Here is a 26,582-nt window from a genome sequence, read left to right on the forward strand (position 1 = left end):
TCCGCTGAAGAACGTGCACCCTGACGGTCTAGCGCAAGTTGATCTCACTGGGTATGTTCGGACCGAAGGAAAGTTTCGTCCATGGAGGCATGGTGGGCAAGAAGTTTCACGTTCTGGCGTTACCGATCGCCGTGGCCGCGCTGGCCGCAGTGGCGTCCCCCGCGCAGGCCGCGACGGGATACGACCGCTGCCAGGAGGGCAACTACTGCCTGTTCTCCGGTCTGGACGGCACCGGCGACATCGTCCAGCTCCAGGCGAGCACGGCCAACCTGGCGGCGCTGGGCATGGGCGACCGCGCCAAGTCCGACTGGAACCGCACCGACACGCTCATCCATCTCTACTCCGAGGCCGACTACGGCGGCTGCTCGGCCGTCACCGGCCCGCGCGGCAAGGGCAACTTCTACGTCACCTTCCGCGACTTCTTCGACTCCGTCCGCTTCGGCGGCCCGAACGGCCCCTCCTGCTCCATCGGCGGTGACGAGCTGAGCATCAAGCGCGCCGCGACCACCGACTCCCACGGCTGACCTTCGAACCCTCCGGCCGGCCCCGCGAACCCCGCGGCGGCCGGCCGTCGCCGTTCCCGGCCCGTGGGGGTGTCGCGATGATCGTTCCGCCCGTACGCTCCCTCCATGTCGGACCTCGCCTCCCTCATCTTCCTCCTGGCGCTGATCGGCGTGCTCGTGATGCTGGCCTGCGGCGCGACCATCTTCGCCGCGGAGACCGCTCCGCGCGGGCGGCACGGCCGGATGCACTCCGGCCATCTGGTCGCCGGCGCGTGGGTGGCGGCGGCCGGGCTCACGGTGATGGCGCTGGTGGCCTGGTCGACGCACGAGGACGTGCACTATGACGACTCCTTGTTCCCCTTGCTGGCCGCCGTGGTGGGCGCCACGACGTTCGTGCTCGGGCTCGGACCCTTCGTCCCCTGGTTGCTGGGCGTGGTCGGGCAGGGCGGCGCCCGGCTTCCGGTGGCCCTGCGGCTCGCGGCCCGGCACCTGGCCGACCGGCGCGCGCGGACGGCCCCCGCGGTGGCCGCGACCATGATCGCCACGGCCTTCGCCGTCGCGGTGGCGACCATCGCTGCGGCCGGGATCGCGCAGTCCAGGGCGCAGTACGTCCCGCAGGCGCGGCCGGGGGCGCTCGTCGTGCGGCTCGATCCCGCACGACTGGCGCTCGGGAGCGCCGCCGTCCGGGAGGAACTGCCCGGAACGGACGTCGCCCAGGGCGTGGGGCCGGTCGACCCGTTGAGCCTCACCGTGTCGACGCCCGACTCCGGGACGTCTTCTCGCACCTACATCGGCGTCGAGGCGCTGCTGCGTTACCTCACGGGGGACCCGTCGTTCCCGTACGACGAGGGCAGGGCCGTGGTGGTCACGTCCGAGCCGGGCCGGCACGACACCGTCACGATCGAGTACCACGCCCCCGAGGACCCGCCGGGCGAACCGAGGATCTCCAGGACGGTTCCCGCCACCGTCGTCGCCCCGCCCGCCGGCGGCGCGGAGGCGGTCTTCCTGCCCGGGCAGCTCGTGCTCGGCATGGGCATCAAGCTGGAGCTGGAGGCGCTGATCGTCGATCCCTCCCTGCACCGGGTCACGGCGGCCGACCGGGACCGCGTCCAGGAGCGGCTGGGCGAGGGCGGGCAGGCGTACCTGGAGGAGGGCTTCCGGCCTTCGCCCTACTGGCTGCTCTTCGCGGGGGCGGCCGTATCGGCCGCTCTCGCGGGGGCGCTCGCGGCCACGGTCAGGTCGCGCCGTCCGGGCCGGCTCCTGCTCCGGGTCGGCGGTTCTCCGGCCGCGGCGCGCGGCCTCACCGCCTGCCGGGCGGCCCTGGCGGCGGCCTGCGGCGCGGTGCCGGGCGCCGCCGCCGGAGGTGTCGCCGGGCTGCTGCTGGCCTGGCCCTTCACGACCTCGGTGGACTGGGACCCGGCGCCGCGGGTGCCGTTCGAGACGCCGTGGAGCTCGATCGTCCTGCTGGCCGTGGCGATCCCCGTGCTCGCGGCGGCGGTCGCGCTGCTGCTCGGGCCCGGCCGCCGCCGGTGAGCCGGGCGGTCGGGAGCAGCCGGCTTCGGAGGTCAGGGCAGGCGGCTTCGGAGGTCAGGGCAGGCGGCTTCGGACGGTCAGGAGACGCGGCTTCGGAGGTCAGGAGTACGCGGCTTCGCCGGTCAGGTCGGCGGAGAGTTTCCACAGGCGGGCGGCGGAGTCGGGGTCGAGGGCCCAGGGTTTGACGCCGCCGATCAGCATGTCGTCGCCCGTCGCCGGCTCGGCCAGGTCGCAGTCCTGGCAGTAGGCGCCGCCGTGCGCGTCCAGCAGGGGTGACGTGGCCGCCCACACCGCCGTCGCCGCGCCCTGTTCCGGGGTCTTGAAGCCGTCGGCCCGGCGTCCGTCGGCCGTGATCCAGCCCTGGGCGACCTGCTCCTCGTGGGGGATGCGGCGCTGCAGCGGGGTGAGGATGCTGCCGGGGTGCACGGCGAAGGCCCGCAGGCCGTCGGCCGCGCCGAGGGCGTCGAGGTGGACGGCGAACAGGGCGTTGGCGGTCTTGGACTGGCCGTAGGCCGTCCAGTGGTCGTAGCCGTGGCGGAAGTGCGGGTCGTCCCAGCGGATGTCGGACAGGAAGTGCCCCGAGCTCGAGACCGACACCACCCGGGCCCCGGCGAGCGCCGGGCGCAGCCGGTTGACCAGGGCGAAGTGCCCGAGGTGGTTGATGGCCAGATGCGCCTCCCAGCCCGGGCCGACCGGCCGGTGGGGGTAGGCCATGACGCCCGCGTTGCCGATGACGATGTCGAGCCTGCGGCCGGTCTCCAGGAAGCCGTCGCCGAAGGCGCGGACGCTGCCGAGGTCGGCCAGGTCCAGCTCGCGCACCTCCGTGCGGGGGAGGTCGCGCAGCGCGTCCCGCGCCACGCCGGGACGGCGGGCGGGCACGACGACGTGCGCGCCCGCCCGTACCAGCGCACGGGTGGCCGCCAGGCCGAGGCCCGAGTAGCCGCCGGTGATCAGGATGTTCCTGCCGGACAGGTCGATGCCGGCCAGGACGTCGTCGGCCGTGCTGTGCGCGCCGAACCCCGAGCCGATCCTGTGTTGTGTACGTGCCATGCCCCCGACCGTAGAATCTAGAGTGCAATCTAGGTCAAACTATGGCGAGGTGCCATGAGCAGGGACGCCGACCGCCTGTCCATCGGGGACGTCGCGCGGGCCACCGGCCTCGGCGTGCACGCGCTGCGCTTCTTCGAGCGCGAGGAGCTGTTCCTGCGCCCGATCCCGCGAACGGCCGGCGGGCAGCGGGCCTACAGCCGGGCCGACGTGGAGTGGCTGATGCTGTGCAACCGGCTGCGGGAGTCCGGCATGCCGATCGCCACCCTGCGCAGGTTCGCCCACCTCGTACGGTCGGGGCCGGGCAACGAGCCGGAGCGGCTCGCGCTGCTGGAGGAGCACGAGCGGGCCGTCCGCGAGCGGATCGCCGACCTGACGGCGAGCCTGGACATCATCCACGGCAAGGTCGTCGCCTACCGCCGGCACGTCCGGGACGGGACCGCGGCCGGGGTCTGGTCACCGACGCCTTCGCCCTGAGCGGCGGCGCGGCTGTCCTAGGATCAAGGACCCATGAGCCGGTTGCCCACGCTGTCCGCCACGGAGATCCGCGCCGAACGCCTGCTGCTGCGCAAGGCCCACGACGGCGACCGTGACGGTCTCGTCGAGCTGATGACCGACCCCGAGGTGCGCGAGCACCTCGGCGGCCCGCGGCCGCGGGACGACGTCGAGCGTTTCCTCGACGCCGCCGGAACCGCCGCCGCCACGGCCGCCCCGGGCGGCTACGTCATCGCGGACCTCGTCACCGACCGGCTCCTCGGGACGCTGGCGCTCGAGCGCCGCGCGGCCGACCGTCCCGGGCACGTCACCGGCGACGGCGAGGAGCTGGAGCTGTCCTACGTGCTGCGCCGCCCCGCGTGGGGCAGCGGGTTCGCCCACGAGGCGGCGACGGCCGCGCTGCGCGCCGCGGCGAGCGAGCTGCCCGACCAGCCGGTCGTGATCGTCACCCGGACCGCGCACGAACGGTCGCTGAGACTCGCCGCCCGCCTGGGCTTCCGGCCGGTCGCCGCCTTCGAGGAGTTCGGCGCCGAGCAGACCCTCTGCGCCGCCCGCCTGTCCTGGTTCCAGGGCTGACGCTCGCGGCCGGCCCCGGCCTCACCGCCGGCGGGCCGGTTCCTCCGGGGTGAGCAGGAGGGCCATGATGCGGTCGAGCGCGGCCAGGTCGCCGGGGTCCAGGGCCAGCAGGGAACGCGGCGGGCGGGCCAGGATGCGCTCGGCCTCCTCGGCGGCGGCCGTGCCCGCCGGGGTCAGCGTGACGATCTTGCTGCGGCGGTCGTCGGGGGAGACGCTGCGGGTCACGTAGCCGCGCCGCTCCAGGTCGTCGACCATCAGGGTGGTGTACGGCTTGTCGGTGGACAGCTCGGCGGTCAGCTCTCGCATGGTCATCGGCCCGGCCAGCAGGCGGCGCAGCGCCTTGATCCGGAAGAAGCTCATGCCGAGCGTGTCGGCCACCTCCTTGCGGCGGTCCTCCTGCCGCAGGACGAGGTCGTACATCGCCGCCCAGACGCGGGTCACGGCGTCGTGCCCGGAACTGCCGGGGCCTTCGGGGGTGTCGGTCATCAAGCGTCCGCCGTTCTGTCGGGAGCGTGGGCGAGCCGTTCGGCGGTACGGGTGGCGCTGCGGCGGGCCCAGCCGGTCGTGGTCAGGATACCGAGCAGCAGGATGGCCAGCCCGCACCCGGCGACGATCCACCAGCCGACGTGGCTGGCCTGCGGGAACCCGGCGGCGAACGGGCCGGCCACGGCCGAGGTGACCAGCGAGCCGATGACCGCGACGCCGAGCGACTGGCCGATCTGGCGGCTGGTGGAGGCCACCGCCGCGGCCACGCCGGCCTGGGCGCGCGGCATGCCGGACACGGCGGTGTTGGTGATCGGCGCGTTCAGCATGCCGAACCCCACCCCGAACAGCACGTACGCGGCCATGAGCCGCCAGGTCGGCGTGTCCGCCGCCAGCCCGGTCATGATCAGGCCGCTGGCCGCCATGGTGACCCCGGCCACCACCAACGGCACGCGGGGCCCGGCGTTCCCGACGATCCGTCCCGACAGCGGCGCGCAGACCACGGTGAGCCCGGCCATGGGCAGCGTGTAGAGGCCGGCGTGCAGGGCGGACAGGCCCAGCACGTCCTGGAGGTAGAGGGTGTTGACGAACAGGAACCCGGCCAGCGCGGCGAAGCCGGACACCGCGATCACCGTGGCACCGGTGAACGGCGCGCTGCGGAAGAAGCGCAGGTCGATCAGCGGGTCGGTGCGGCGCAGCTCGTACGGTGCGAGGACGGCCAGCGCCAGCGCCGCGACCGCGAAGCAGCCCAGCGTGCGCGGGGACCCCCAGCCGGCCGCCGGCGCCTCGATGAAGCCGTACGTCAGGGTGGCCAGCAGCACGATGACCAGCGCCTGCCCGACCGGGTCCACCCGGCGCGGGCGCGGCGCGCGCGACTCGGGCACGAACAACGCGCACAGCGCGAACGCGGCCAGCCCCACCGGGATGTTGATCCAGAAGATCGCCTGCCAGCCGACCGAGTCCACCAGCGTGCCGCCGACCAGCGGCCCGAGCGCCATGCTGATGCCGATCACGGCGCCCCACACGCCGATGGCCCGCGCCCGCTCGCGCGGCTCGGTGAAGGTGTTCGTGATGATCGACATGGCGACCGGGTTGAGCATGGACCCGCCGACGGCCTGCAGCGCCCGCGCCGCGATCAGCCAGCCGAGGCCGGGCGCGAGCGAGCACATCAGCGAGCCGAGCGTGAACAGCGCAAGGCCCGTCTGGAACGTGCGCCGGCGGCCGACCCGGTCGCCGGTCGAGCCGGCCAGCATGAGCAGGCTCGCCAGCACCACCGTGTAGGCGTCGATGATCCATTGCAGGCCGGCCATGGAGGCGTTCAGGTCGCGGCGGATGGCCGGCAGCGCGATGTTCACGATCGTGTTGTCCAGCCCGACGATGAACAGGCTCATGCAGCAGATGGCCAGCACGAGCATCCGCCGGCGGGGGCTGAGCGCGGGGGCGGGGGAGAGGGGCGCTCTACTCGTTATAGGCATATAACGATTATATTCGCATAACTAACCACATGTCCGCCCCACCCCCTCGGAACGCCGTACGGCCCCGAAGCGCCGTACGGACTCTGGGCGCCCGGACGGTCACCGGCGACAGGACCCGTCCTCGTGAAACACGGCCTAACTGGCTTCGAGAACGAAGAACAAGAAGCACAGGAACCGCGTGCGAGTGGGCTCGGTCTCGCGGAACTCCTCCGGGAACAGTTCGCGGGCTTCAGGCACGAACGGCGGTTCGCTGAAGACGCTGATCCGAAAGCCCGCCGCAGTGAAGGCTTCGGTCATCGCGTGCAGGGGCCGGTCCCAGAAACGCATCTGGACGGTCTGCCCGCCCATGGTCCATTCGTCGGTCCGGCTGCGGGTCTCGAAGTACTTGGGCTTCTCCCCGGCCATGTGCTGAAACAAGGTGACGCTGAAAGGATGGTCCACCGAGACGAGAAGCCGGCCGCCAGGCTTCAGCACGCGTCTCAGCTCGGCCAGCGTCGGGCCCCAGTCCTCCAGGTAGTGCAGCACCAGGGACGCGATAACGTCGTCGAACGCCTCGTCGGGGAAGGGCAGTGGGCCGGCCAGGTCGGCGACCCGCAGATCGGCGTCGGCGCCCAGCCGCCGTCGGGCCTGCTCCAGCATTCCGGCGCTCGCGTCGACGCCGGTCACGATGGCGCCTCGATCGCGCAGCTCGGAGAACAGGGGACCCGCGCCGCAGCCGGCGTCGAGGATGCGCCTTCCGGTCACCTCCCCGGCAAGCTCCAGCATCGCCGGCCGCTCGTAGTACGCGTTGAGGAGGCTGGTTTCGTTCTCGGCCGCGTACCCCTCAGCCATCCTGTCGTAGTCGTTGAGTGCGGAGAGGGTCGCGGTCTCAACGTGATCTTCGGGCGTGTCAGACATGCGGGCCATCTTGGCCCAGCATTCCCGGCGGCACAGACATACGGCAGATCTTGGTCAAGCGGGCAAACGGCATGACATCCCGCTCGCCACCGAATGCAGCAGGTCGACCCGGGCCGAAGTGGCCTCTCCTCGCTGCTCGTATGCGCTGAACTCGCCCCAAGCGGCCCATCCCGTCAATCGAAGCGTTCAGTCTGCCCGGCCCGGCGGACACGCGGGGCCGACTGCCGCCTCAATGGGCCTCGGAGAATCGCCGCTCACGTCATGGGAGTTGACAGAATCCGGCCGAGATCGCTCACCTCGGCCCGCGTGGGGGCGTACGAAGGTCGTTGGCTCGGGCTCGTCATGCCGGAGCACACGGGCCTCAGCGGGTCGGCTGGCGCCCTCGGGACTCCAGGGCCGGTTCGAGATGATCAGCGAGGCGGCGGAGAGTGACCGCGAACCGCCCGCGGAGGCGTGGCAGAGCACGCCGGCGCGAGCGCGGCGGGATCATCTGCAGGCGTGCGGCCTCGGCTCGCCGCTCAGCCAAGTCCGCGCGGACGAGCTCTTCCTGCAAGTGATGCACGAAAGGCTCCTCAGGGCTCTTCGGGAAATGCGTGGTAGAAGATGAAGATCGGACGGGTGTCCGGCGGGATCTCGCTCGATTCGACGCGCGCCTGGGTCAGTTCGCGCCACGGCTTCAACACGGCATTGAGCTGATCGGCGAGCTGCGTGAGCTCATCCTGGGTGAGCCGTAGGTGGCGGCTGCTGCCGAAGGACGCGTGGCGCCAGTTCTCCGGAAGCGTCATGTAGGTGCGCTCGAAGTCACGCAGCCGCTCGAACTGGTCGATCACCCACTGTGAAGTCCACGCCTGCAGCGCGGCCCTTGCCTCCGGGGCTTCGGAGTCCCGCACCAAGGCCCATCCGCTCAAAGCCGCCCGTACCCAGCGTTCCCGGCTGTCCCGGGCCAGTTCCGGCACGTCCTCGATCAACCCATGGGGCTGCATCTGCCGCAGGTGGTAGCTCACCTGGCCGGGGTCGGCGTCCGTCTCGCGGCGGCTCCACTCGTTCTGAACCGGGCCGTCGCCGGCGGCCTCCCGCCCTACGTCGTGCGGCTGCTCACCGGCCTGCTCATGTGCATCGATCGGCGACCATCCTCACGGAAACGGTCAGGAAACTACGGCTGCGCTACTACTGGCTCGCATGACATTCCGAACCTCCTTCCCTGCCCTGGCCTTGGCGTTGGCGGGGTTGGTGACGCATCCTTCCGCGGCGGGAGCCGCCGCCGGCACGAGCGCGAACCCCAGCTCGAGTTCCGGCGTGGCCTCCGTGCAATGGAAATCCTGTCCGGCCTACTCCGATGAGGTGATCCGCAGCCTGGGCGTGTCGGAGGACAAGGTCGCGGCTTTCCGTTCCGTGATGAAGCGCCTGGAGTGCGGGACGGTCAGCGTCCCGCTGAACCACCGTGAGCCCGCCGGGCGGAAGATCGACATCGCGGTGACCCGGCTGGCCACCACGGACGAGGCCCACCGGCTCGGTGCCATCGCCGTCCTGCCGGGCGGGCCGGGTAACAGCGGATACCTGGACCCGGTCCTGCGGGCCGCGCTCAGGAACGAGGAGATGGCGAGGCTCAACGGGCGATACGACATCATCGGCTTCGACCCGCGCGGGGTCGGGAACAGCACCAAGGTCGCCTGCCCCTTCGCGCCAGGAGGCCCGCCGGAGCCCGGCACGCTGACCAAGGAGGCGGCCAGGAAGATATACGACGCCCAGGTCGCCGCCAACCAGAAGTGCGGAGGCTCCGACTCCGCCTTCCTCGGACAGCTCACCACCGAGAACGTGGCCAAGGACGTGGACCTGGTACGGACCGCGCTGGGTGAGAGCAAGCTCAACCTGCTCGGCTTCTCCTGGGGCACCTATCTGGGCATGGTGTACCGCAGCCTGTTCCCCGGGCACACCGAAAGGGCCTTCCTGGACAGCGTGGCGCCGCCGTGGACACGCGTTGACCAGCACGCCAAGGACAGCGCGGACGCGGCCGAGCGTGACTTCGAGCGCATGGCCGCCTGGCTGGCCCGCCGCGACGGCACCTACGGTCTCGGCGTCACCGCGCGGAAGGTGCGCGAGGAGGTGGCGGAGCTGGTCCGAACGTACGACAGGAGTCCCAGGACCTACACCGACCTGCCGCGGCCGATCGACGGCTCGGCCGTCGCCGACCTGGCCAGGCGCAACTCGACCGAGTGGGTGCGCGTGGGCAAGGCGCTGGCCGAACTGCGGACGGCGACGGGCGCCACTGCCCCGCCCGCCGTCAAGGAGGTGCTCGGCGCACCGAGGATAGGGACGCCCGTGCCTGGCGCGCCCGAAACGCTGAACAGGACCATGAACCTGGCCGTCGCGTGCAACGAGGACAGCAGCCGGGCCGATTTCGACACCGCCTGGCGTGACTACCAGCAGCTCGTGAAGCGCCATCCGGCGACCGGCCGTTCCTGGGGACTGCCCGCCATGTGTCCCGGCTGGCCCCTGCCGGCGCAGCAGGCCACGTTGAAGCGGAGCAGCGGGTCACTGGTGCTGGCGGGGCACCTGCACGAGTTCATGTCCGTCTACGACTGGACGCTGCAGACGCGGCGCGCCATCGGCGGTACCGTCTACACGGTCGCCGACGACGTGCACGTGTCGACCACCCGGGTGCCCGAGTGCGCCGCCGACGTGGTGCGGTACTTCGAGACGGGCAAGATCGACAGCGGCTGCCAGGGCAGCCCAGTCCCCGACTGACCACCGGCTTCCGGCCCGGCGCCCCGCCAGAGGTCGCCGGGCCCGATGTCCCGGCGGCGACGCCGGGGCCAACGGCGGCACCTCGGGCAGAGATCCACCAGCAGTGTCCGATGTGCGGGACAAACCGCGGCCCAGCCCAGCTTCCACCAGGCCAGCCACACTCCGCCCGAAGCCGCGAGGCAGGTCGGGCATGCCCGGCTGCCGATGAGCTGCGCCCACTCACGGGTCTCTGCCCGGCGGACTGACTCCTTGTCGCCCACGCGGACGCTTGCCAGGTCCACGGCCGAGCCGTCGAACATCTCCAGGTGCATCCCACGGACAATCGCGGAGCTCAGGCCTGTGGCGGCCGCGATCGCCCTGCACGCCTCCGGCGTCGTGACGACGCCGTACGCCGGTGAACGAACGTCACTCGATGCGCGCACATCCAGCCCTGACGCCTCGGTGATCGTCCAGGGCGGGGATCCGTTCCGCAGGGCCATCCGATCGACCCACGACTTGAAGGACTGGCGCCGTACTGACATCTGCAAGCGCCTCAGACAAAGGACATCGTTCGTGGGGGTGCCTTGACGTATCAAATGAATGCTTTTTTAATTCGGGTGAGGGTGCGATTCACCTCAGATCGACTCCGACCGGTTCATCGACGTCAGGGATGGAGCTGCGAGATGACCGTGGACGACCGCTTCGGCCCGGAGCTGGAAGAGACGCGCAGGAGCCGGCTGCGCGGCACCGTCAGTGAGATCGTCACCGATCCGGTCTCCGACTGGGCCACCGACTTCTCCCACGTCGACCCCCAGTGGGCCGCCGACCCGTACCCCATCCAGGACGACCTGCGGCAACGTTGCCCGATCGCGCACACCGACCGGTTCGGCGGGGTGTGGCTGCCCACCCGGTACGAGGACGTCGCGGCCGTCGCCTACGACACCGAGCGGTTCTCCTCCAGGGCGGTCGTCGTGACCAACCTCAAGCCGCCCCGGGAGCTCGCGCCGGCGGGCGGGGTTCCGCCGATCTCGTCCGACCCGCCCTTCCACCACGACGCCCGCAAGTTACTGCTGCCGGCCTTCACCAAGACCGCCGTCGCCAGGCGGGAGGCGAGCACCAGGGCGTTGTGTCACGAGCTGATCGACGGCCTGGAAGGGCGGGAGGTCGTGGACGCGGCCCGCGAGTACGCCCAGTACGTCCCGATGCGGGTGATCGCCGACATGCTGGGCTTCCCGCCCGAGGATGCCGACCGGTTCCGGTGGTTCGTGGAGAACGCCCTGGAAAGCGTGAACGAGCCCACCGAGCACCGGCTGGAGCGCTTCGCCGAGCTGTCGTCCTACCTGGTCGAGCAGATCCACGACCACCTGGCCCACCCGCGGGACGACCTCACGACCTACCTGCTCGACGCCGAGCTCAACGGCGCGAAGCTGGGCCCCGTCCACGTCGTCGGGACGATGACGCTGCTGCTCATCGCGGGTATCGACACGACCTGGAGTGCGATCGGCGCGTCCCTGTGGCACCTGGCCAAGACGCCCGCCGACCGCGAACGCCTGGTCGCCGAACCCGCCCTGCTGCCCACCGCCATGGAGGAGTTCCTGCGCGCCTACGCCCCCGTCACCATGGCCCGCCTCGTCAAGGACGACATGCACTGGAACGGCGTCGACATGAAAGCCGACGACTGGGTCCTGCTTTCCTTCCCCGCCGCCAACCGCGACCCCGCCCACTTCGACCACCCCGCCGACGTCCGCATCGACCGCGAGGTCAACCGCCACGCCGCCTTCGGACTCGGCATCCACCGCTGCGTCGGCTCCCACCTGGCCCGCATGGAACTACGCACCGCCCTCGACGTCTGGCTCCAGCGCATCCCCACCTTCACCCTCGCCGACCCCGACGCCGTCACCTGGGCAGCGGGCCAGGTCCGCGGCCCCCGCACCCTCCCGCTCCGCATCGGCTGACCGTGCCCGCCTTAGTGGACGACCAGCTTCCGTGCAGGACGGGAAGCCGGCATTCCGTTCAGATGGTTGCCTGATGATCGTGGTGACGGGCACGACAGGCACGATCGGACCCTAGGATTCACGATCCAGGCGGCGAGAGTGCTCACTCACCAGCGGCTACCAGGCACCGAGTCTGCCCGAAAAGCCGACCCGGTGACTCCCATTAGGCGGGGAGGTCGGCGGCTGCCTTACGGAGGGCGTCGCCGGCGTCCGTGACGGGGTCGCCGTGGCCCACGCAGGCCGTCCGGACGTCCAGTTCGGCCAGCCGCCGGAACGAGCGGAGCATCTCGTCACGGTCCATGTTGAACACCCCGGGCATGACCAGCCCGGACACGTGCGCCACGGTGTCGCCCGTGAAGAGGACTCCGTGCTCCGGCAGGTGGAGGGCGATGCTGCCGGCGGTGTGCCCCGGGGTGGCGATCACGCGGGCCCCGCCCCCGAAGGCGATCACGTCGCCGTCCTCAAGCTCGCGGTCCACCCGGCACGGCGGCGCGGGCGGCAGCAGGTCGGCGCCCAGACTGCGATGCAGGGCCCGTTCCTCGTCGGTGAAGTTCGGCGGCGGGGCGGGCACGTCCCCTCGGATCACCGGGGCCTCCAGGCGATGGGCCAGCACCGTGACCTCGCCCCACGCCGTCACGTCCGCCGCGCCGCCGCAGTGGTCCTCGTGGTAGTGGGTGAGGACGACCCGCCGTACGGCGTCGGTGCGCAGCCCGAGCCGGCCGATCGCCTCGGCGATCTCCCCGGCCGAGGTGGCGATGCCCGTGTCCACCAGGGTGAGCGCGCCGTCGTCGTTCCACAAGTACGCCTGCCCGAACGTCAGCCGCAGCAGGTGCAGGCGCCGCTCGACCTCCACGACCTCCATCGCGGACCCCCTCTCATCAGCACAAATGTCATGGAACAGGTAACCGGTCCGCCGATGGCGCTGTCCAACAGCCATGGCGCCACGGATTGACAACCGATGGTTGTCGGTGCAGGGTCTGGGCGTGGAAGCAGACGTCTCCGGCGTACGCGCCTTCATCGCGACCGCCGAAGAACTGCACTTCGGCAGGGCCGCCGCGCGCATGTTCATCACCCAGCAGGCGTTGTCGAAACGCGTCCGCAGGCTGGAGGACGCCCTTGGCACGCCGCTGTTCGAACGGACCACCCGGTCCATCGAGCTGACCGCCGCCGGAAGGCGGTTCCTGCCTCTGGCCGTGGCGGCGGTGGCGGCGTTCGACGAGGCGGTGGGGGCGGTCCGCGTGGTGGACAGCCCCGTCCGCGTGGACGTCTACGACGAGCGCTTCACGCCCCTGCGCATGGTCAGGGAGGCCAGCGAGCGCGACCCGCGGCTGCGCGTGGAGGTGAGCATGCGGCAGGGGCTCGCGGTCGCGCTGCCGGCGCTGCGCCGCCAGGAGATCGACGCGGCCTTCGGACGGGCGCGCGACCTCCCGTGGCCGGAGGAGCTGTCCCAGCGGCTGGTCCACCTGGAGCCCCTGGCCGCGTTCGTCCCGGAGGATCACACGCTCGCGCACCTGAGCGAGCTGCGGCCCGCCGACCTGCGGGCGGGCGGCATCGCGATGCCCGACCCGGCGGGCGCCGCCGAATGGCGCGCCTACCTGAGACGCCTCGCCGACCGCCTCGGCGTGCCCCTGCGCTTCACCGAGCCCGCCATCGGCCAGGGGCACCTGGTCCAGCAGTTCCTGCGCGAGAAGAGCGCCGTCGGCCTGGGGGAGTGGAGCATCGACGCGACGGGGAGCGGGCTGCGCCGCATCCCCATCGTGGACCCGATCCCCCTCCTGCCGTGGTGGGTGGTCTGGCACCGCCGCAACCCGCACCCGCTGCTCCGTACGCTGCTCGGCCGGCTCCCGCGCGTGAGCCCGCCGGACCCGTCGGACGGACGGCACTGGATCCCCGACGCCGACCGCGCCCTCCCGTAGGGTCGCCCGGCGCCTCCGCGGGCTGCTGACCGGCCGTTCACGGGTGCGTGTCTCGTGGCCGGCGAGAGGCGGTGCGGAGCAGGGCGTACCCGATCAGGAGCGAGACGGCCAGCACCACGCCGGCGTCCACGGCGGCGGCCAGCCGGACACCGCTCAGCAGAGCCGGGGCCGCAGCCTGACCGGCGGCCTGGAGCGCGGACACCTGAGCCATGCAGATGGCGCTGAGGATCGGGGTGCCGACGGTGATGCCGATCTGCTGGGCGCTCGTCACCAGCCCGGTCGCGAGCCCCTGAGCCGTGTCGGGAAGCCCGGACGTCACGGTGACGCCGTAGGAGACCACGACCGACATGTGGCCCACGGAGGCCAGGCAGATCACGGCCAAGGCCGGCCAGGCGCCCTCGGTCACGGTCATCGCGGCGGTGCAGACGCCCTGCACGGCCAGCCCCGCGACCAGCGTCCGCCCCGCGCCCAGCACCCGGATCACCGAGGAGGAGACCATGCCCGTCACGGCCAGGACGACGCCCTGGCCGCCGAAGAACAGACCTGTCCACAGGGGTGACAGCGCCACGACGTCCTGCAGGTAGAGAGTCAGCAGGAAGATGAACGAGCTCATCATGGAGAAGGTGATCAGGCCGCCCAGGCTGCCGAGGGCGACCGTGGGCCTGCGCAACATCGTCAGCGAGACCAGCGGCTGCGCGGCTCGCGACTCGATGACCACGAACCCGCCCAGCAACAGCACGGCCGCCGCCATGGCCGCGACCTTCACCGCGCCCGCCGCCGACAGGGCATAGATGAGGCAGACCAGGCCGCCGCTGACGGTGGCGGCTCCGGGCAGATCCAGCCGGGGAGAGCGGGCGCCCCGGCTCTCGGTCAGCAGTCCGGGCGCCGCCACGGCGAGGACGCCGCCCGCGACGGCCAGCAGCGCCATCGTCGAACGCCAGCCCAGCGTGTCCGTCATGGTGCCGCCGACCAGCATCCCGACGGTGAATCCGAGTGAGAGCACCGACCCGCTGACGCCGAGCGCCCGGTTGCGCTGCGGCCCTTCGGCGAAGGTCGTCGTCAGCAGCGACATGCCGGTGGGAATGACGGCGGCGGCCCCCAGCCCCTGCAGGACCCGCCCCGCGACGAACACCCCCGGGCTCCACGCGAGGGCGGCCAGCACGGAGGCCGCGGTGAACAGCAGGACGCCGCCCAGGAAGAGCCTGCGCCTGCCGTACAGGTCCGCCATGCGGCCGAACAGCAACAGGCAGCCGCCGGAGGGCAGCGCGAAGGCGGTGATCGCCCATTGCAGGTCGGCCTGGTCCATCCCGAGTTCCCTGCCGAGATCGGGCAAGGCCACATTTAGAATCGAAAAATCCAACGAAATGATGAACTGCGCGGCACACAGGATGGCAAGAATGAGTTTGGCACGCGTGGTGAACCGAGCGCCGTGCTCCCCGGCGGAGGTTCCGGCACCGGCCTCGGCGTCCCTGGACGAGGGGTCGATCGTCATGGCGTCCACGCTCGGCCATCACCGGTCTGCGCGGGGAGAGCGTGGTGACACCGGTGGTGGCACCACCAGTCGAAGCGGTGCGCGGTGAGGCAGGGAGAGGAACGTCGCCGGGACCTGCGTGACTTCCTGATGAGCAGACGGGCCCGCGTCAGCCCGGCCGCCGCCGGGCTGCCGGCCGGCGGGCGCCGGCGCACGCCGGGGCTGCGCCGTGAGGAGGTCGCGGTGCTGGCCGGGGTGAGCCCGGGTTGGTACCAGTGGCTGGAGCAGGGGCGCGACATCAACGTCTCCGCGCAGGTGCTGGACGCCGTGGCCCGGGTCCTGCAACTGGACGAGGTCGAACGACGGCACCTGTACACGCTGGCCGGGCTCAATCCGCCGCCTCCGGCCGGACACCCGCACGCCTACTGCGAGGGACTGCAACGACTGATCGAAGCCTGGGACCCCAAGCCGGCGACCATGCTGGACGCCTCCTGGAACCACGTGGCCTGGAACGAGTCGGCCACGCTCGCGCTGGACATGGCGCAGGCCGAGCGCAACTGCCTGGTGGGCTTCTTCCACGACCCTCGGTACCGACGCCGGGAGCGGGCCTGGCAGGACCTGGCGCCGACCGTGGTGGCGGCCTTCCGCGCCGCGGCGGCTGAGCAGCCCTGCGATCACGACATCCACGACGTGGTCCGCGCGCTGGGGGCGTCCAGTCCCGAGTTCGCCCGGTTGTGGGCGCGACAGGACGTGCAGGCGGCAGGGATCTGGGTCAATGAGGTCGACCATCCCGTCGTGGGCACGCTGACCTTCGAGAGCAGCCAGATGAGACTGCCCGCCAGACCCGACCTGACCCTGGTGCTGTACAATCCGCTGCCCTGCACCGACACCGCCGACAAGCTCGCCTGGCTGCGCTCCGTCACGGCGCCCGTCTGCCCGGCGGCCGTGACAGGAGACGGGCGCATCGGCGACGGAGGGAGCGCGGCCGGATGAGCTTCGGGAACTTCGCTCGCAAGGCGCGCGACACAGCCTTGCCCCACCAGCGACGGGTATCCGCGCTTCGCTCCTGCGTGCAGCTCTACCGTCCGATCGGCTTCGAGGCGACCTTGAGCTTCCTGCGAGCCAAGGCTGGGCCGTTCCGCACCGATGAGTCCGCACTTCTGCGAGCCTTGGCCGTGCTGGAAGCCAGCCGTTCAGCCTGGCAGGCGGAGAAGCTGGCCTACGCGATCGCTCGACGCGAGGCCAAGCGGCGGGGCCGGCGCAGCCCCCGCCCCGGCGACGTCAACCCCTACACCCCGGCCTGTTGGTACGGCGCGCGCCGAGAAGCGGCCCTCCACGCTGTGTCCTTCTGGCACCAGCGACGGCTCGCGGTCCTGATCGTCGATGATGACAAGCCTTCACAGCTCCTTGGTGAATGCGTGCGGACGTGCCTCGCCACGGGCGGTCATCTCCCGCCCGAGCAGCGTCGACTGCTGGCCGACTGCATCGACCAGCTCACCGCTCGCCTCCGGCCGGCACGCTCCCGCGACGACCAGCTCGAGTACTCCCGCACCCAGGACCTGCTGACCGTGGCCCGGCACCTTGAGGCCGCCATCACGGTGGAGGGCCGCTAGCCTGACTCCATAAGCGACCGGGAACTAGTGTCTGTGAGAGAATCGGGTCGTGGAGCGGCCTGGATGTGTTGCCGTCATCGGGGTGGGTGTTCTCGGAGCCTGTGTGGGCTGGAATCTGGCACGGCACGGCGTCAAGGTGGTCTTCCTCGACGCGGGCCGGCCGGGTGAAGGGGTCACCGACTGGTCGTTCTCGTGGGTCAACGCCAGCGCCAAGACCGCGAGCAGGTCCTACTTCGACCTGAACGTCGCGAGCATGGCCGCGTACCGCGAGCTTGCCGAGATCATCGGGCCGGACCCATGGTGGCACCCCGACGGTCACCTGCGCTGGGCGGACGACCCCGCGGCGGAGGCGAGCCTCCTGGAAACGGCCGGGCTGCTGGCCGGCTGGGGCTACCGGGCCGAGGTACGCACGGGAGCCGAGGTGCGCCGCCACCTCGAACCCGCGCTCACGGTGTCCGACGAGGTTCCGGTCGTGTTCTTCCCCGACGAAGCCTGGGTGCACGGACGCCGTCTCGTCGGCCGCCTGGTCGGCCAGGCCGTCGCGTCCGGCGCCGAGCACCGGTTCGGCACCACGGTCCATGACATCGGCACCGCCGCCGACGGGAGCGTACGGACCGTCGTCCTGTCCGACGGCAGTCGTCTCGACGTCGACGTCGTCGTGAACGCCGCGGGACCCGGCGCCGCCCACGTCGCCGGGCTCGTCGCGCGGCACTTGCCGATGCGCCGGGAGCCCGGCCTCGTCACCCGGATCGAGTGTGCTCAGGTGCCGATCCGCCGGGCCATGCACGCGCCCCGCGTCGCGATCCGTCCCGACGGAGGCGCTTCGGTGGTCCTCCACAGCCGCGAGGTCGAAGCGCTCATCGACACCGGTGCAGATCCGGCGGCGCTCGAACGGCTGCTCCACGAGTCGGCGCGGCACGTCGTCCCCGGGTTCGAGGACTCCCGCATCGTCGGGACGCGGGTGGTCGACCGGCCCATCCCGGGCGACGGATACCCCTCGGTGGGAGCGGTGCCGTCCGTGCCGGGCTACTACGAGGCCGTCTCCCACAGCGGCATCACGCTCGGGCCGGTGATCGGCCGGCTCCTCGCGTCGGAGATCGTCAGCGAGAGGCGGGACGAGACGCTCGCCGACTTCCGCCCGGAACGGTTCTCCCATGACAACCCGCCAAGTTGACGATACGGCCTCCGCCGCAGCCTACGAGTCTCGAGGTCCCACCAGAGGCGCCGTTCGTTCGGGCTCACCGGGTTTCCTTGATCCGCTGCACCGGGCTCGTTGCGGCTGTCCGAGTGGGCGGGCTGTTTAATGCTGCCATGGGACGTATCGCCGGCGTCACCGCCGCCGAGACTCGTGAACGGTTGTTGCGCGCCGCCGCGGAGGCGTTCGCCGAGCGCGGCTACGACGGCACCCGCGTCGCCGACATCGCCACCGCCGCCGGGGTGAGCAACGGCGCCCTGTACGCGCACTTCGGCTCCAAGGCCGAGCTGCTGGTGGCGGCGCTGCGCGCGCACGGGCGGCGGGGGCTGGCCGACCTGTTCGCCGCCGACCCCGACCGGCCCGTCCCCGACCTGCTGCTGGAGATCGGACGCTGGCTGCCGCAGCGGCGCGACGCCCGCGGCTACCTCATCGTCGAGGCCCTCGTGGCCGCCCGCCGGGACGAGGACGTCGCCCGGCCCATGCGCGACTACGTCGGCGAGCGCGCCGGGTCGATGGCCGCGCTGGCGCGCCTCGCCCAGGACCGGGGCGAGCTGGACCCGGCGCTGTCGCCCGCCGCGCTGGCCCATTTCTGCCTGCTGCTGTCCATGGGCAGCGCTCTGGTCACGCCCGACCTGCACGCCGTCGACGAGGAGGAGTGGGCCGCCCTGCTCGCCCGGGTCGTCGGCGCGCTCACCCCCGAACCGTCCTGACCGCCCCGCGCTCTGCCCCGGATTCCATGACCGCGCCGCGTCCGGCCGCGGATTCCGCGGCCGCGCCGCGCCCGGCCGCGGGCTCTATGGCCGCGCTGCGTCCGGCTGCAGCTTCGATGGCTGCGGTGATCAGGGGCCAGGTGCTCGACAGGGGGTCGATCAGGCTGAAGTGGCCGGCGTCCGAGGGCTCGATCAGCACCGCCGACGGCTCGGCCGCCGCCGTCCGGCGGCTCATCGACACCGGCAGTACGCGGTCCTTGACCCCGTGCACGAGCACCAGCGGGCCCTGGTCGTAGGGCAGCAGGCGCGCCGGGTCCACCTCGTCCAGCAGGTCGGCGCGGTCGTGGAGCAGGGCGCGGGCCGCGCCGCCGCCGAGCCCCGCCGTGAACGCCTCGCCCAGGTCGCAGACGGCGGCCAGCCCCACCACGCCGCGGACCGCCGGTTCGGCGTGCCAGCGGGAGCCGGGCGGCAGCCGGTGCCGCAGCGCCGACCAGAGCGCGAGGTGACCGCCCGCCGAATGGCCCACCAGCAGCACCTCGGACGGGCACTGCGCCCGTACGAGGTCCAGCGCGGCGGCCACGTCGTCGAACGTGCCCGGGTGGCCGCCGCCCTCCTGGCCCACCCTGCGGTACTCGGGCAGCCAGACCGTGTGGCCGAGCGCGGCCAGGGCGACGGCCATGGGACGGGCGTGCCGCCGGTCGTACTCGGCCATCCAGTAGCCGCCGTGCAGCAGGACGAGGGGCGGGCGGCCGGTTCCCTCGTAGACGTCGATCACCTGGTCGGGGTGGCGGTCGCCGTAGTGCAGCACGCGGTCGGGCGGGCGTACCGGGCGGGTCAGCAGGTCTTGGTAGGACATGTCGTGATCGTAGGAGCGCGTCCAGGGGCTTGACCTGGGGTTGCGCTGGCAGGAACGTGCCGTGGGGCGGCAGCAAGAAGACGGGCCGCGTACCGCCGCCGGGCGCCGCGCGCCGCGACCATGGGGGAGTGACGTCCGAGGGAAGCGAGGTTCGGCCATGTCCCCAATCCGCCGTGTCGTGGTGATCGGCTGTGGGTTGATCGGCACGTCCGTGGCGTGCGCGCTGCGGCGGGCGGGTGTCCGGGTCGAGCTGGCCGACCATGATCCGTGGGCGCTGGCGCAGGCCGCGCGGATGGGCGCGGGCACCGCGCTGCGGGCCGGGGCCGGCCCGGCCGACGTCGTCGTGATAGCCACGCCGCCCTCGTCGGTGGCCGCCGTCCTGCGGGAGGCGCAGGCCCGCGGCCTGGGGAGGGTCTACACGGACGTGGCCAGCGCCAAGACGCGGATCCTCGCCGAGGTCGAGCGCAGCGGTTGCGACCTGTCCTGCTACGTGCCCGGCCATCCGATGGCAGGGCGGGAGGTGTCGGGACCCGGGGCCGCGCGGGCGGGCCTGTTCGAGGGCAGGACGTGGGCGTTGTGCCCCCATCCGGCGCTGTCGCCGGGCGCGTTGCGCACGGTGACGGCCCTCGCGACCGCGTGCGGGGCCGAGGTGCGGCTGCTCGCGCCGGACGCCCACGACCGGGCCGCCGCGGCCGTGTCGCACCTGCCGCTGGTCCTGTCGGCCGCGCTCGCCGCCCGGTTCGCGACCGGCGACCAGGACGGGCCCGCCGACCCGGCCCCGGGCACGGCCTCGGGCATGGAGACGGGCACGGAGACGGGCACGGGGACGGGCACGGGGACGGGGTACGAGGTGGAGCGGGACGCGGGTGGGTTGTCGCTGGCCGCCGGGGCGTTGCGGGACGTGACGCGGGTGGCCGGCAGCCCCGCCGGCATGTGGCGGGACATCCTGGCGCACAACGCGACCCCCGTGGCCGACCTGCTGGACGAGCTGACCCGCGACCTGAGCCGCGTCGCCGCCGCCCTGCGCGCCGCCGACGACGGCCCGGTGGCCGAGGTGCTGGCCAGGGGGAACGAGGGGCACGCGCGCATCGTCCGGGCGCTGTCGCGCACGCGGGAGGCGGAACGGGCCGCGTCCTGACCCCACGAGCGACCTGCGGGCGCGGACGCGAGCGACCCTGCGGGCGCGGACGAACGAGCAGGCGCGGACGAGCGAGCGGGCGCGGACGAGCGAGCAGGTGCGGACGAACGGTCCCGAGTGCGCACGTGAGGACAAGCGCCCGCCGCCCCCCGCGGCTTATGGTCCCCCCAAAGGAGCCTCACGGGAGGACGCGAGACGTGGACCCGGCGGACGTCGACAGACACGTCACCGACATCTGGAACACCGTGCTCGGCGTCGGCCCGGACGAGGCCGGCGCCACCTTCGGCGAGCTCGGCGGCACGGCGCTGGCCGCGCTGCGGATGGCGGCCCGGATCGAGGACCGGCTCGGGGTGGCCGTCGAACCGGCCGTCCTGCTGTGCGACGGGACGCTCGACGCGCTGCTCGGCCAGGTCAGGTCCAGGGCATCCGCGGAGATGCGGCCGCCGCGGCGCCGTTGCGGCAATCAGCAGCAGATCTTGAGAGGGGACGGCCCATGACCGGCGGACTCAGCCTCGCCGAGCTTCGCGAGAAGGTCGGCGACATCTGGTACGAGGTGCTCGACGTGCCCGAGGGTCTGGAGGCGGCGACGTTCTCCGACCTGGAAGGGGAGTTCTCGGCCGCGGCGCGGCTGGTCGGGCGGATCAAGGAGGAGCTGGGCATCTCCATCGACGTCGGCGACGTCTTCGACGCGGACCCGAACCTGGAGGCGCTGGTCGAACGCGTCGCCCTGGACGCGCACGTGCCGATGGCGGTGTAGTCCCCGCGATCACACCCGGGTTCCCGCGGGGACCCGGGTTTCCGCGTGCTCCAAGAGCGCTTCAGGCGGGGAGGTGGTCGGCGTCGGCGGGCAGGGCGGCGTCCTCCAGGGCCCGCGCGCACCCGCACGTACGGGTGCGCGGCAGCCGGGACACGGTCGCCAGCACCAGCGCCCGCAGCCGGTCCAGCCCCTCGTGAAGGATCGAGAAGAGCTCGTCGCGCCGCGCGCCGGAGCCCACGCCGAGCCCGGCGTCCAGGTCCGTCACCAGCGCGACCGGCACGTAGCACAGGGCCAGCTCGCGGGCGAGCGCCGCCTCCGGGCAGGCCGTCATGTCGAGCAGCGACCACCCCTGGGCGGCGTACCACTGCGCCTCGGCCCGGCTGGACAGGCGCGGGCCGTCGAGCACCACCGTCGTGCCGCCGTCCACGCAGTCCTGGCCGGTCGCCGCCGCGGCGTCGAGCACCGTCTCGCGGCCCACTGGGCAGTACGGGTCCGCGAACGGCACGTGCACCGCCGCGTCGTCGAAGTACGTCCGGACCCGTCCGCAGGTCCGGTCCACGAGCTGGTCGGGCACCACCATCACGCCCGGCCCGAGCTCGGGCCGGAGCGAGCCGACCGCGGACGGCGCGAGGATCTGGCGCACGCCCACCGAGTGCAGCGCCCACAGGTTGGCCCGGTAGTTGATCCGGTGCGGCGGCCGGCGGTGGTCGCGCCCGTGCCGGGGCAGGAAGGCGACCGTGCGGCCGCGCATCCGGGCCAGCGAGAGCGGCGCCGACGGCTCGCCGTACGGGGTGGTGAGCGTGACCTCCCGGGCGCCGTCGGCGACCGAGGAGAACCCGCTGCCGCCGATGATCCCGATCTCCGCGCCGATTCCGTTCATGATCAGCCTTTCGTCGCCGGTGCGGCCGGGACCCGGCGTAGGTGATCCGCGCGGCGGGAATTGCCGTCCGGGCATCAGGAGCATCGTGGCCTCCCGGCGCGTCCGGGGCATCTCCTGGATTGCCCGACCGGTCGCGACGCCGCACAGGGAAAGAACCCGCCTCGCCCGGCCGTGGTTATTCTCGAGAGCGAACCTTCGTCGCGCAGGTCATCGGAGAAGAATGCTCGACGCGAAATCTTGGATGATCTGCGTCCGGGAAATTCGAGTTTTCCCGCCGCCGAGATGTGGAGCCATTCCATGCCCAAAGTGATTCGCGTGCCGAGGCCGAAGAGACCGCGTACCCCCGTGACCGCACTCGACCTGCGCACGCCCGCCGGGCGCCGGCTGCCCTACTAGGAGGCGTCGGTGTCACGTCGTTTGTTCACCTCCGAATCGGTCACCGAGGGCCACCCCGACAAGATCGCCGACAGGATCAGCGACGGCATCCTGGACGCCCTGCTGGCCAAGGACCCCGGCAGCCGGGTCGCGGTCGAGACGCTGATCACCACGGGCATGGTGCACGTCGCGGGCGAGGTCACCACGCAGACGTACGTGGACATCCCCGGCCTGGTCAGGGAGACGATCCTGCAGATCGGCTACGACGCCTCCCAGAAGGGCTTCGACGGCGCCTCCTGCGGCGTGTCGGTGTCGATCGGCACCCAGTCGCCCGACATCGCCCGCGGCGTGGACGACGCCTACGAGCACCGCGGCGCGGCCGCCGCCGACGAGCTGGACCGGCAGGGCGCCGGCGACCAGGGCCTGATGTTCGGCTACGCGTGCGAGGAGACGCCCGAGCTGATGCCGCTGCCGATCATGCTGGCCCACCGGCTGGCCCGGCGGCTGGCCGAGGTCCGCAGGTCCGGGACGGTGCCGTACCTGCGGCCGGACGGCAAGACGCAGGTCACCGTCGAGTACGAGGGCGACCGGCCGGTCCGCCTGGACACCGTCGTGCTGTCCACCCAGCACGCCGCGCACGTCGACCTGGCCGGCATGCTGACCCCCGACGTCACGCGCGAGGTCGTCGAGCCGGTGCTGGCCGAGGCGGGCATCGACACCGCCGGCCACCGGCTGCTGGTCAACCCGACGGGCCGGTTCGAGGTCGGCGGCCCGATGGGCGACGCGGGCCTGACCGGACGCAAGATCATCATCGACACGTACGGCGGCATGGCCCGGCACGGCGGCGGCGCCTTCTCCGGCAAGGACCCCTCCAAGGTGGACCGGTCGGGCGCCTACGCCATGCGCTGGGTGGCCAAGAACGTGGTGGCCGCGGGGCTGGCCGGGCGGTGCGAGGTGCAGGTGGCGTACGCGATCGGCAAGGCGCGGCCGGTGGGCCTGTTCGTGGAGTGCTTCGGCACCGAACGGGTGCCCCGGGAGCGCATCCACGACGCCGTGCGCGAGGTGTTCGACCTGCGGCCGGCCGCGATCATCCGGGACCTGGACCTGCTGCGTCCCGTCTACGCGGGCACCTCCGCCTACGGGCATTTCGGCCGCGCGGAGTTCACCTGGGAGCGGGTGAACCGGACGGAGGAACTGCGGGCGGCGGCCGGGCTGTGACCATGGGCCCGGCGCGCTCCGCGGAAAAAGAAAAATGGCTGGAAACGGCGGCGGGAAGTCAGCTTCCTGCCGCCGTCCGGCATTTCAGGGGACGCCGTGGCGGCACATCATGGAATCAGCCTCAAAAAGCTGCGAGAAATTCGGAGGTCGCCGTGCCGGTCGTTTCCGAGATAGAGCCCTACCCGATGCCGGACGCCGCCGAGCTGCCGCCCGCCGCGGTCACCTGGACGCCCGACCCGCGCCGGGCCGTGCTGCTGCTGGTCGACCTGCAGCACGCCTGCCTCGACCTCTTCCCGCCCGGCGAGGCGCCGCTCACCGACCTGGTGCGCAACGTGACGGCGCTGCGCGAGCTGTGCGCGCGCCTCGGCGTGCCCGTCGCCTACGCGGCGCAGCCGGGCCTGCTGACCGGCGAGCAGCAGGGGCTGGCCAGGGACTTCTGGCGGCGCAGCGACCGGCTGGAGCCCGCCCGGCGCGGCTTCCCCGAGCCGATGGCGCCGGGACCGGGCGACTGGATCTTCACCCGGCGGCGCTACAGCGCCTTCCACGAGACCACCCTGCTGTGGTGGCTGCGCGAGTCGGGACGCGACCAGCTTCTCATCGCCGGCGTCTACGCCCACATCGGCGTCCTGACCACCGCGCTCGACGCCTTCACCCACGACATCCAGCCGTACGTGGTGGCCGACGCCGTCGCCGACCTCACCGCCGCCGACCACCGGCAGGCGCTCGGCTACGTCGCCGGCCGCTGCGGCGTCACCCTGACGACCAAGCAGCTGCTCGCCGGCCTGCCGCGCAATTTGTGAGTTGTCAGGCCCGGGATCGCAGCGGACACTGAACTCGCGATCTCCCGGAGCAGGCGCAACCGAAGGGGACCGAAGACCATTCGCCGGCGACCTCGCCGTGCCGGGACGACGCGTGACCGACGATCCCGGAAGCCGAGGTTCCCGCATGGCCACCCACACGGTGTCGACGTCCGGCGGCCTGTTGAGCGCGCTCAACACCCGCTACCACAAGCCCGCCCTCACCCTCTACCTGGTCGTCGTGCTCGCCCACTGGGCCGAGCACGTCGCCCAGGCCATCCAGGTCTACGTGCTGGGCTGGCCGCTGAAGGAGGCGCGCGGCGTCCTCGGCATGCCCTTCCCCTGGCTGGTCAGCTCCGAGTGGATGCACTACGGCTACGCGCTGCTGATGCTCATCGGCCTGGTGATGCTGCGCTCGGGATTCACCGGCAGGTCGCGCACGTGGTGGAACATCTCGCTGGGCATCCAGGTCTGGCACCACCTGGAGCACCTGCTGCTGCTCCTGCAGGCGCTCACCGGGAACAACCTGATGGGCCGTCCGGTGCCGACGAGCATCATCCAGCTCCTCGTCCCGCGCATGGAGCTGCACCTGTTCTACAACGGGCTGGTCTTCGTGCCCATGGTGGTGGCCATGCTCCTGCACCGCAGCCCCCGTCCGTCCGAGCGGGCGGCGATGCGCTGCGCCTGCGCGGTGTCGCCCGCGTGATGGCGCGCTCCGGGCGCCGCGGGCTCTCCCCGGCCTTCTCCTTCGCGCTCAGCCTGGTGGCGGGCTTCCTGCTGTTCCTGACCGTGCCGAACCTCGGCACGGTCGTGCGCGCCGCCCGCGCCGACGGCGTGCCCGGGGTGTTCGTGCCGCGCACGCTGGCCTGCATCACGCATCCGGGGCACGAGTCCTGCGTCTGGACGGGCGACTTCCGCTCCGACGACGGCACCACCGGCCGCACGGGCGTCGAGATGTACGGCAGCGACCGCTACACCCACCGGGCCGGGCAGCCGGTCCGCGCGGTGGACATCGGCTCCGGCGGCCGCGTCTACGGGCCGGACGGGTCGAACGAGTGGGTCTTCAGCGCCCTGCTGCTGGCCGTGGCGCTGGGCCTGCTGTGGTTCCTGCACGCCGGCTCGCTGCGGCGGCTGCTGCCCGCGTCCTCGCGGCCCGGGCCGGCACCGGGCCCGGAGGCCGCCGGCCGCTCAACGGCGGCCGGCGACGGCGTCGGACAGCAGAGCGCTGAGCGGGCCGGGCGCTGAGACCATCGGCCAGCAGCCGGTGTCCAGGGTGTGGAAGTCCCAGGACGGCGCCGCGCGCAGCGCGGACACGTCGGGCGACAGGCTGCCCTGGAAGTGGTCCAGGGCGCACACCACGTAGCTGGCCCGCTGCCGCTCCAGCGGCGTGCTGAGCACGGCGGCCTCGGCCACGGCGCGGCCGGGGTGGCCGACGAACCGGGCGGCCAGCCAGCGCGCCTGCGCCGCCGTGAGGCCCTGTCCCTCGGCCAGCAGGGTGTGGTCGGGGGCGGGCCAGCGGCCCCCGCCCGCCTCGATCAGGCGCAGCTCCTGCTCCCGCTGCCGGTCGGGGAAGGCGTGCAGCATCGAACGGCCGTCGTGCGGCAGGAACGCCTCGACGTAGACGGTGTGGGCGACGCGGCCCGGCGCCCGGTCGGCGACCTGACCGGCCACCAGCCCCGAGTAGCTGTGCCCGACGAGAACGACGTCGCGCAGCCCCTCGTTCTTCATCAGGGTCAGCACCTCGTCGACGTGCGTGTGCAGGCCGACGCCTGCGACGTCGTCGCGCGGCCCGGACAGGCCGCGCAGGGTGACGGCGCGGGCGTCGTGCCCGAGCAGGCGCAGCCGCCGGACGACGGGCTCCCAGATCCACGCGCCCGACCAGGAGCCCGGCAGGAGGAGGAAGGTCCTTCGCATCTGGATCGTCCTCCT

At 72.4% G+C, this 26,582-nt stretch carries 28 protein-coding genes and 1 pseudogene; 18 read left to right on the forward strand and 11 right to left on the reverse strand.

Features of this window, described 5'->3' with window-relative positions:
- Positions 1–89: 89 nt before the first annotated feature.
- Both ACFYYW_RS15890 and ACFYYW_RS15895 read left to right on the forward strand, forming a co-directional pair.
- Positions 90–524, forward strand: a complete 435-nt coding sequence (locus tag ACFYYW_RS15890) for a peptidase inhibitor family I36 protein (RefSeq protein ID WP_387649229.1) — start codon at positions 90–92, stop codon at positions 522–524.
- A 105-nt stretch (positions 525–629) separates the two neighbouring features.
- Positions 630–2,036: a hypothetical protein gene (locus ACFYYW_RS15895; RefSeq protein ID WP_387649232.1), complete on the forward strand. Its 1,407-nt coding sequence runs from the start codon at positions 630–632 to the stop codon at positions 2,034–2,036.
- A 99-nt stretch (positions 2,037–2,135) separates the two neighbouring features.
- On the opposite strand, the gene ACFYYW_RS15900 is transcribed toward ACFYYW_RS15895, so the two are convergent.
- Entirely contained in the window at positions 2,136–3,086 is a 951-nt protein-coding gene (locus ACFYYW_RS15900) for an SDR family NAD(P)-dependent oxidoreductase (protein WP_387649235.1), read from the reverse strand.
- A gap of 54 nt (positions 3,087–3,140) precedes the next feature.
- Here ACFYYW_RS15900 and ACFYYW_RS15905 point away from each other — a divergent pair, with 54 nt between their 5' ends.
- Positions 3,141–3,560, forward strand: coding sequence for a MerR family transcriptional regulator (locus tag ACFYYW_RS15905; protein ID WP_387649237.1), 420 nt, complete (start codon positions 3,141–3,143; stop codon positions 3,558–3,560).
- 33 nt (positions 3,561–3,593) lie between these two features.
- A complete protein-coding gene (locus ACFYYW_RS15910) occupies positions 3,594–4,154 on the forward strand; it encodes a GNAT family N-acetyltransferase (protein ID WP_387649240.1) in 561 nt (186 codons plus the stop codon).
- A gap of 21 nt (positions 4,155–4,175) precedes the next feature.
- Here the strand turns inward: ACFYYW_RS15910 and ACFYYW_RS15915 are convergent, their stop codons facing one another.
- The 4 genes from ACFYYW_RS15915 to ACFYYW_RS15930 all read right to left on the reverse strand — a co-directional run bounded on the left by ACFYYW_RS15915 (position 4,176) and on the right by ACFYYW_RS15930 (position 8,013).
- On the reverse strand, positions 4,176–4,640 hold the full coding sequence (locus ACFYYW_RS15915) for a MarR family winged helix-turn-helix transcriptional regulator (protein WP_387649243.1): 465 nt from the start codon (positions 4,638–4,640) through the stop codon (positions 4,176–4,178).
- Positions 4,640–6,112 (reverse strand): MFS transporter, encoded by a 1,473-nt coding sequence (locus ACFYYW_RS15920; RefSeq protein ID WP_387649246.1) that lies wholly within the window; start codon positions 6,110–6,112, stop codon positions 4,640–4,642. Before ACFYYW_RS15920 ends, ACFYYW_RS15915 begins: the two co-directional genes overlap by 1 nt.
- A 135-nt stretch (positions 6,113–6,247) precedes the next feature.
- Positions 6,248–7,018, reverse strand: a complete 771-nt coding sequence (locus ACFYYW_RS15925; protein WP_387649249.1) for a class I SAM-dependent methyltransferase — start codon at positions 7,016–7,018, stop codon at positions 6,248–6,250.
- Between the two features lie 563 nt (positions 7,019–7,581).
- Positions 7,582–8,013, reverse strand: a complete 432-nt coding sequence (locus ACFYYW_RS15930) for a hypothetical protein (RefSeq protein ID WP_387649251.1) — start codon at positions 8,011–8,013, stop codon at positions 7,582–7,584.
- 337 nt (positions 8,014–8,350) lie between these two features.
- Between ACFYYW_RS15930 and ACFYYW_RS15935 the strand changes: the two genes are divergently transcribed.
- On the forward strand, positions 8,351–9,754 hold the full coding sequence (locus ACFYYW_RS15935; RefSeq protein WP_387649253.1) for an alpha/beta fold hydrolase: 1,404 nt from the start codon (positions 8,351–8,353) through the stop codon (positions 9,752–9,754).
- A gap of 110 nt (positions 9,755–9,864) precedes the next feature.
- Here ACFYYW_RS15935 and ACFYYW_RS15940 read toward each other — a convergent pair.
- Positions 9,865–10,275 (reverse strand): annotated as a pseudogene (locus ACFYYW_RS15940) (TniQ family protein); the annotation flags it as partial.
- A 141-nt stretch (positions 10,276–10,416) separates the two neighbouring features.
- Between ACFYYW_RS15940 and ACFYYW_RS15945 the strand changes: the two are divergent.
- Positions 10,417–11,688, forward strand: coding sequence for a cytochrome P450 (locus ACFYYW_RS15945; RefSeq protein WP_387649256.1), 1,272 nt, complete (start codon positions 10,417–10,419; stop codon positions 11,686–11,688).
- 202 nt (positions 11,689–11,890) lie between these two features.
- On the opposite strand, the gene ACFYYW_RS15950 is transcribed toward ACFYYW_RS15945, so the two are convergent.
- A complete protein-coding gene (locus ACFYYW_RS15950) occupies positions 11,891–12,589 on the reverse strand; it encodes an MBL fold metallo-hydrolase (RefSeq protein WP_387649259.1) in 699 nt (232 codons plus the stop codon).
- A 121-nt stretch (positions 12,590–12,710) separates the two neighbouring features.
- Between ACFYYW_RS15950 and ACFYYW_RS15955 the strand changes: the two genes are divergently transcribed.
- Positions 12,711–13,643 (forward strand): LysR family transcriptional regulator, encoded by a 933-nt coding sequence (locus ACFYYW_RS15955; RefSeq protein WP_387649261.1) that lies wholly within the window; start codon positions 12,711–12,713, stop codon positions 13,641–13,643.
- A 37-nt stretch (positions 13,644–13,680) separates the two neighbouring features.
- Here the strand turns inward: ACFYYW_RS15955 and ACFYYW_RS15960 are convergent, their stop codons facing one another.
- On the reverse strand, positions 13,681–15,135 hold the full coding sequence (locus tag ACFYYW_RS15960; RefSeq protein WP_387649264.1) for an MFS transporter: 1,455 nt from the start codon (positions 15,133–15,135) through the stop codon (positions 13,681–13,683).
- Positions 15,136–15,219: 84 nt separating this feature from the next.
- Here ACFYYW_RS15960 and ACFYYW_RS15965 point away from each other — a divergent pair, with 84 nt between their 5' ends.
- The 4 genes from ACFYYW_RS15965 (at position 15,220) to ACFYYW_RS15980 (ending at position 18,632) form a co-directional block, all read left to right on the forward strand.
- On the forward strand, positions 15,220–16,107 hold the full coding sequence (locus tag ACFYYW_RS15965; protein WP_387649267.1) for a helix-turn-helix transcriptional regulator: 888 nt from the start codon (positions 15,220–15,222) through the stop codon (positions 16,105–16,107).
- Complete coding sequence (locus ACFYYW_RS15970) at positions 16,104–16,727, forward strand: hypothetical protein (protein ID WP_387649270.1); 624 nt, start codon at positions 16,104–16,106, stop codon at positions 16,725–16,727. The genes ACFYYW_RS15965 and ACFYYW_RS15970 overlap by 4 nt, the downstream gene beginning before the upstream one ends.
- Positions 16,728–16,776: 49 nt before the next feature.
- The gene (locus ACFYYW_RS15975) at positions 16,777–17,901 is read left to right on the forward strand and encodes an NAD(P)/FAD-dependent oxidoreductase (RefSeq protein ID WP_387649273.1); all 1,125 of its coding nucleotides are present in this window, start codon (positions 16,777–16,779) and stop codon (positions 17,899–17,901) included.
- Between the two features lie 137 nt (positions 17,902–18,038).
- Positions 18,039–18,632: a TetR/AcrR family transcriptional regulator gene (locus ACFYYW_RS15980; RefSeq protein WP_387649276.1), complete on the forward strand. Its 594-nt coding sequence runs from the start codon at positions 18,039–18,041 to the stop codon at positions 18,630–18,632.
- Here ACFYYW_RS15980 and ACFYYW_RS15985 read toward each other — a convergent pair.
- Positions 18,613–19,488, reverse strand: a complete 876-nt coding sequence (locus tag ACFYYW_RS15985) for an alpha/beta hydrolase family protein (protein ID WP_387649279.1) — start codon at positions 19,486–19,488, stop codon at positions 18,613–18,615. The two genes, ACFYYW_RS15980 and ACFYYW_RS15985, sit on opposite strands and share 20 nt — an antisense overlap.
- Before the next feature lie 157 nt (positions 19,489–19,645).
- On the opposite strand from ACFYYW_RS15985, the gene ACFYYW_RS15990 reads away from it, so the two are divergent.
- From ACFYYW_RS15990 to ACFYYW_RS16000, 3 genes are all read left to right on the forward strand, one after another.
- Positions 19,646–20,626, forward strand: a complete 981-nt coding sequence (locus tag ACFYYW_RS15990; RefSeq protein WP_387649282.1) for a prephenate dehydrogenase/arogenate dehydrogenase family protein — start codon at positions 19,646–19,648, stop codon at positions 20,624–20,626.
- Between the two features lie 197 nt (positions 20,627–20,823).
- A complete protein-coding gene (locus ACFYYW_RS15995; protein WP_387649285.1) occupies positions 20,824–21,123 on the forward strand; it encodes a phosphopantetheine-binding protein in 300 nt (99 codons plus the stop codon).
- Positions 21,120–21,383, forward strand: a complete 264-nt coding sequence (locus ACFYYW_RS16000; RefSeq protein WP_387649287.1) for an acyl carrier protein — start codon at positions 21,120–21,122, stop codon at positions 21,381–21,383. Before ACFYYW_RS15995 ends, ACFYYW_RS16000 begins: the two co-directional genes overlap by 4 nt.
- A gap of 61 nt (positions 21,384–21,444) precedes the next feature.
- Here the strand turns inward: ACFYYW_RS16000 and ACFYYW_RS16005 are convergent, their stop codons facing one another.
- Positions 21,445–22,263 (reverse strand): S-methyl-5'-thioadenosine phosphorylase, encoded by an 819-nt coding sequence (locus ACFYYW_RS16005; protein WP_387649290.1) that lies wholly within the window; start codon positions 22,261–22,263, stop codon positions 21,445–21,447.
- Between the two features lie 405 nt (positions 22,264–22,668).
- On the opposite strand from ACFYYW_RS16005, the gene metK reads away from it, so the two are divergent.
- The 4 genes from metK to ACFYYW_RS16025 all read left to right on the forward strand — a co-directional run bounded on the left by metK (position 22,669) and on the right by ACFYYW_RS16025 (position 25,898).
- Positions 22,669–23,856, forward strand: coding sequence for a methionine adenosyltransferase (gene metK / locus ACFYYW_RS16010; protein ID WP_364420250.1), 1,188 nt, complete (start codon positions 22,669–22,671; stop codon positions 23,854–23,856).
- Positions 23,857–24,008: 152 nt separating this feature from the next.
- A complete protein-coding gene (locus ACFYYW_RS16015) occupies positions 24,009–24,656 on the forward strand; it encodes an isochorismatase family protein (RefSeq protein WP_352329767.1) in 648 nt (215 codons plus the stop codon).
- Positions 24,657–24,801: 145 nt separating this feature from the next.
- Positions 24,802–25,359, forward strand: coding sequence for a hypothetical protein (locus ACFYYW_RS16020; protein WP_364392097.1), 558 nt, complete (start codon positions 24,802–24,804; stop codon positions 25,357–25,359).
- A complete protein-coding gene (locus ACFYYW_RS16025) occupies positions 25,356–25,898 on the forward strand; it encodes a hypothetical protein (RefSeq protein ID WP_387649294.1) in 543 nt (180 codons plus the stop codon). The genes ACFYYW_RS16020 and ACFYYW_RS16025 overlap by 4 nt, the downstream gene beginning before the upstream one ends.
- On the opposite strand, the gene ACFYYW_RS16030 is transcribed toward ACFYYW_RS16025, so the two are convergent.
- The gene (locus ACFYYW_RS16030) at positions 25,842–26,567 is read right to left on the reverse strand and encodes an alpha/beta hydrolase (RefSeq protein WP_352329772.1); all 726 of its coding nucleotides are present in this window, start codon (positions 26,565–26,567) and stop codon (positions 25,842–25,844) included. The two genes, ACFYYW_RS16025 and ACFYYW_RS16030, sit on opposite strands and share 57 nt — an antisense overlap.
- Positions 26,568–26,582 lie beyond the last annotated feature (15 nt).

Origin of the sequence: Nonomuraea sp. NPDC001831 (assembly GCF_042892035.1) — a bacterium.
Classification (GTDB): domain Bacteria; phylum Actinomycetota; class Actinomycetes; order Streptosporangiales; family Streptosporangiaceae; genus Nonomuraea.

Coding starts and splice junctions, on each gene's coding strand:
- ACFYYW_RS15890 (WP_387649229.1), top strand. CDS start 90: ATGGTGGGCAAGAAGTTTCACGTTCTGGCGTTACCGATCGCCGTGGCC.
- ACFYYW_RS15895 (WP_387649232.1), top strand. CDS start 630: ATGTCGGACCTCGCCTCCCTCATCTTCCTCCTGGCGCTGATCGGCGTG.
- ACFYYW_RS15900 (WP_387649235.1), bottom strand. CDS start 3,086: ATGGCACGTACACAACACAGGATCGGCTCGGGGTTCGGCGCGCACAGC.
- ACFYYW_RS15905 (WP_387649237.1), top strand. CDS start 3,141: ATGAGCAGGGACGCCGACCGCCTGTCCATCGGGGACGTCGCGCGGGCC.
- ACFYYW_RS15910 (WP_387649240.1), top strand. CDS start 3,594: ATGAGCCGGTTGCCCACGCTGTCCGCCACGGAGATCCGCGCCGAACGC.
- ACFYYW_RS15915 (WP_387649243.1), bottom strand. CDS start 4,640: ATGACCGACACCCCCGAAGGCCCCGGCAGTTCCGGGCACGACGCCGTG.
- ACFYYW_RS15920 (WP_387649246.1), bottom strand. CDS start 6,112: ATGCCTATAACGAGTAGAGCGCCCCTCTCCCCCGCCCCCGCGCTCAGC.
- ACFYYW_RS15925 (WP_387649249.1), bottom strand. CDS start 7,018: ATGGCCCGCATGTCTGACACGCCCGAAGATCACGTTGAGACCGCGACC.
- ACFYYW_RS15945 (WP_387649256.1), top strand. CDS start 10,417: ATGACCGTGGACGACCGCTTCGGCCCGGAGCTGGAAGAGACGCGCAGG.
- ACFYYW_RS15950 (WP_387649259.1), bottom strand. CDS start 12,589: ATGGAGGTCGTGGAGGTCGAGCGGCGCCTGCACCTGCTGCGGCTGACG.
- ACFYYW_RS15960 (WP_387649264.1), bottom strand. CDS start 15,135: ATGACGATCGACCCCTCGTCCAGGGACGCCGAGGCCGGTGCCGGAACC.
- ACFYYW_RS15970 (WP_387649270.1), top strand. CDS start 16,104: ATGAGCTTCGGGAACTTCGCTCGCAAGGCGCGCGACACAGCCTTGCCC.
- ACFYYW_RS15980 (WP_387649276.1), top strand. CDS start 18,039: ATGGGACGTATCGCCGGCGTCACCGCCGCCGAGACTCGTGAACGGTTG.
- ACFYYW_RS15985 (WP_387649279.1), bottom strand. CDS start 19,488: ATGTCCTACCAAGACCTGCTGACCCGCCCGGTACGCCCGCCCGACCGC.
- ACFYYW_RS15990 (WP_387649282.1), top strand. CDS start 19,646: ATGTCCCCAATCCGCCGTGTCGTGGTGATCGGCTGTGGGTTGATCGGC.
- ACFYYW_RS16000 (WP_387649287.1), top strand. CDS start 21,120: ATGACCGGCGGACTCAGCCTCGCCGAGCTTCGCGAGAAGGTCGGCGAC.
- ACFYYW_RS16005 (WP_387649290.1), bottom strand. CDS start 22,263: ATGAACGGAATCGGCGCGGAGATCGGGATCATCGGCGGCAGCGGGTTC.
- ACFYYW_RS16020 (WP_364392097.1), top strand. CDS start 24,802: ATGGCCACCCACACGGTGTCGACGTCCGGCGGCCTGTTGAGCGCGCTC.
- ACFYYW_RS16030 (WP_352329772.1), bottom strand. CDS start 26,567: ATGCGAAGGACCTTCCTCCTCCTGCCGGGCTCCTGGTCGGGCGCGTGG.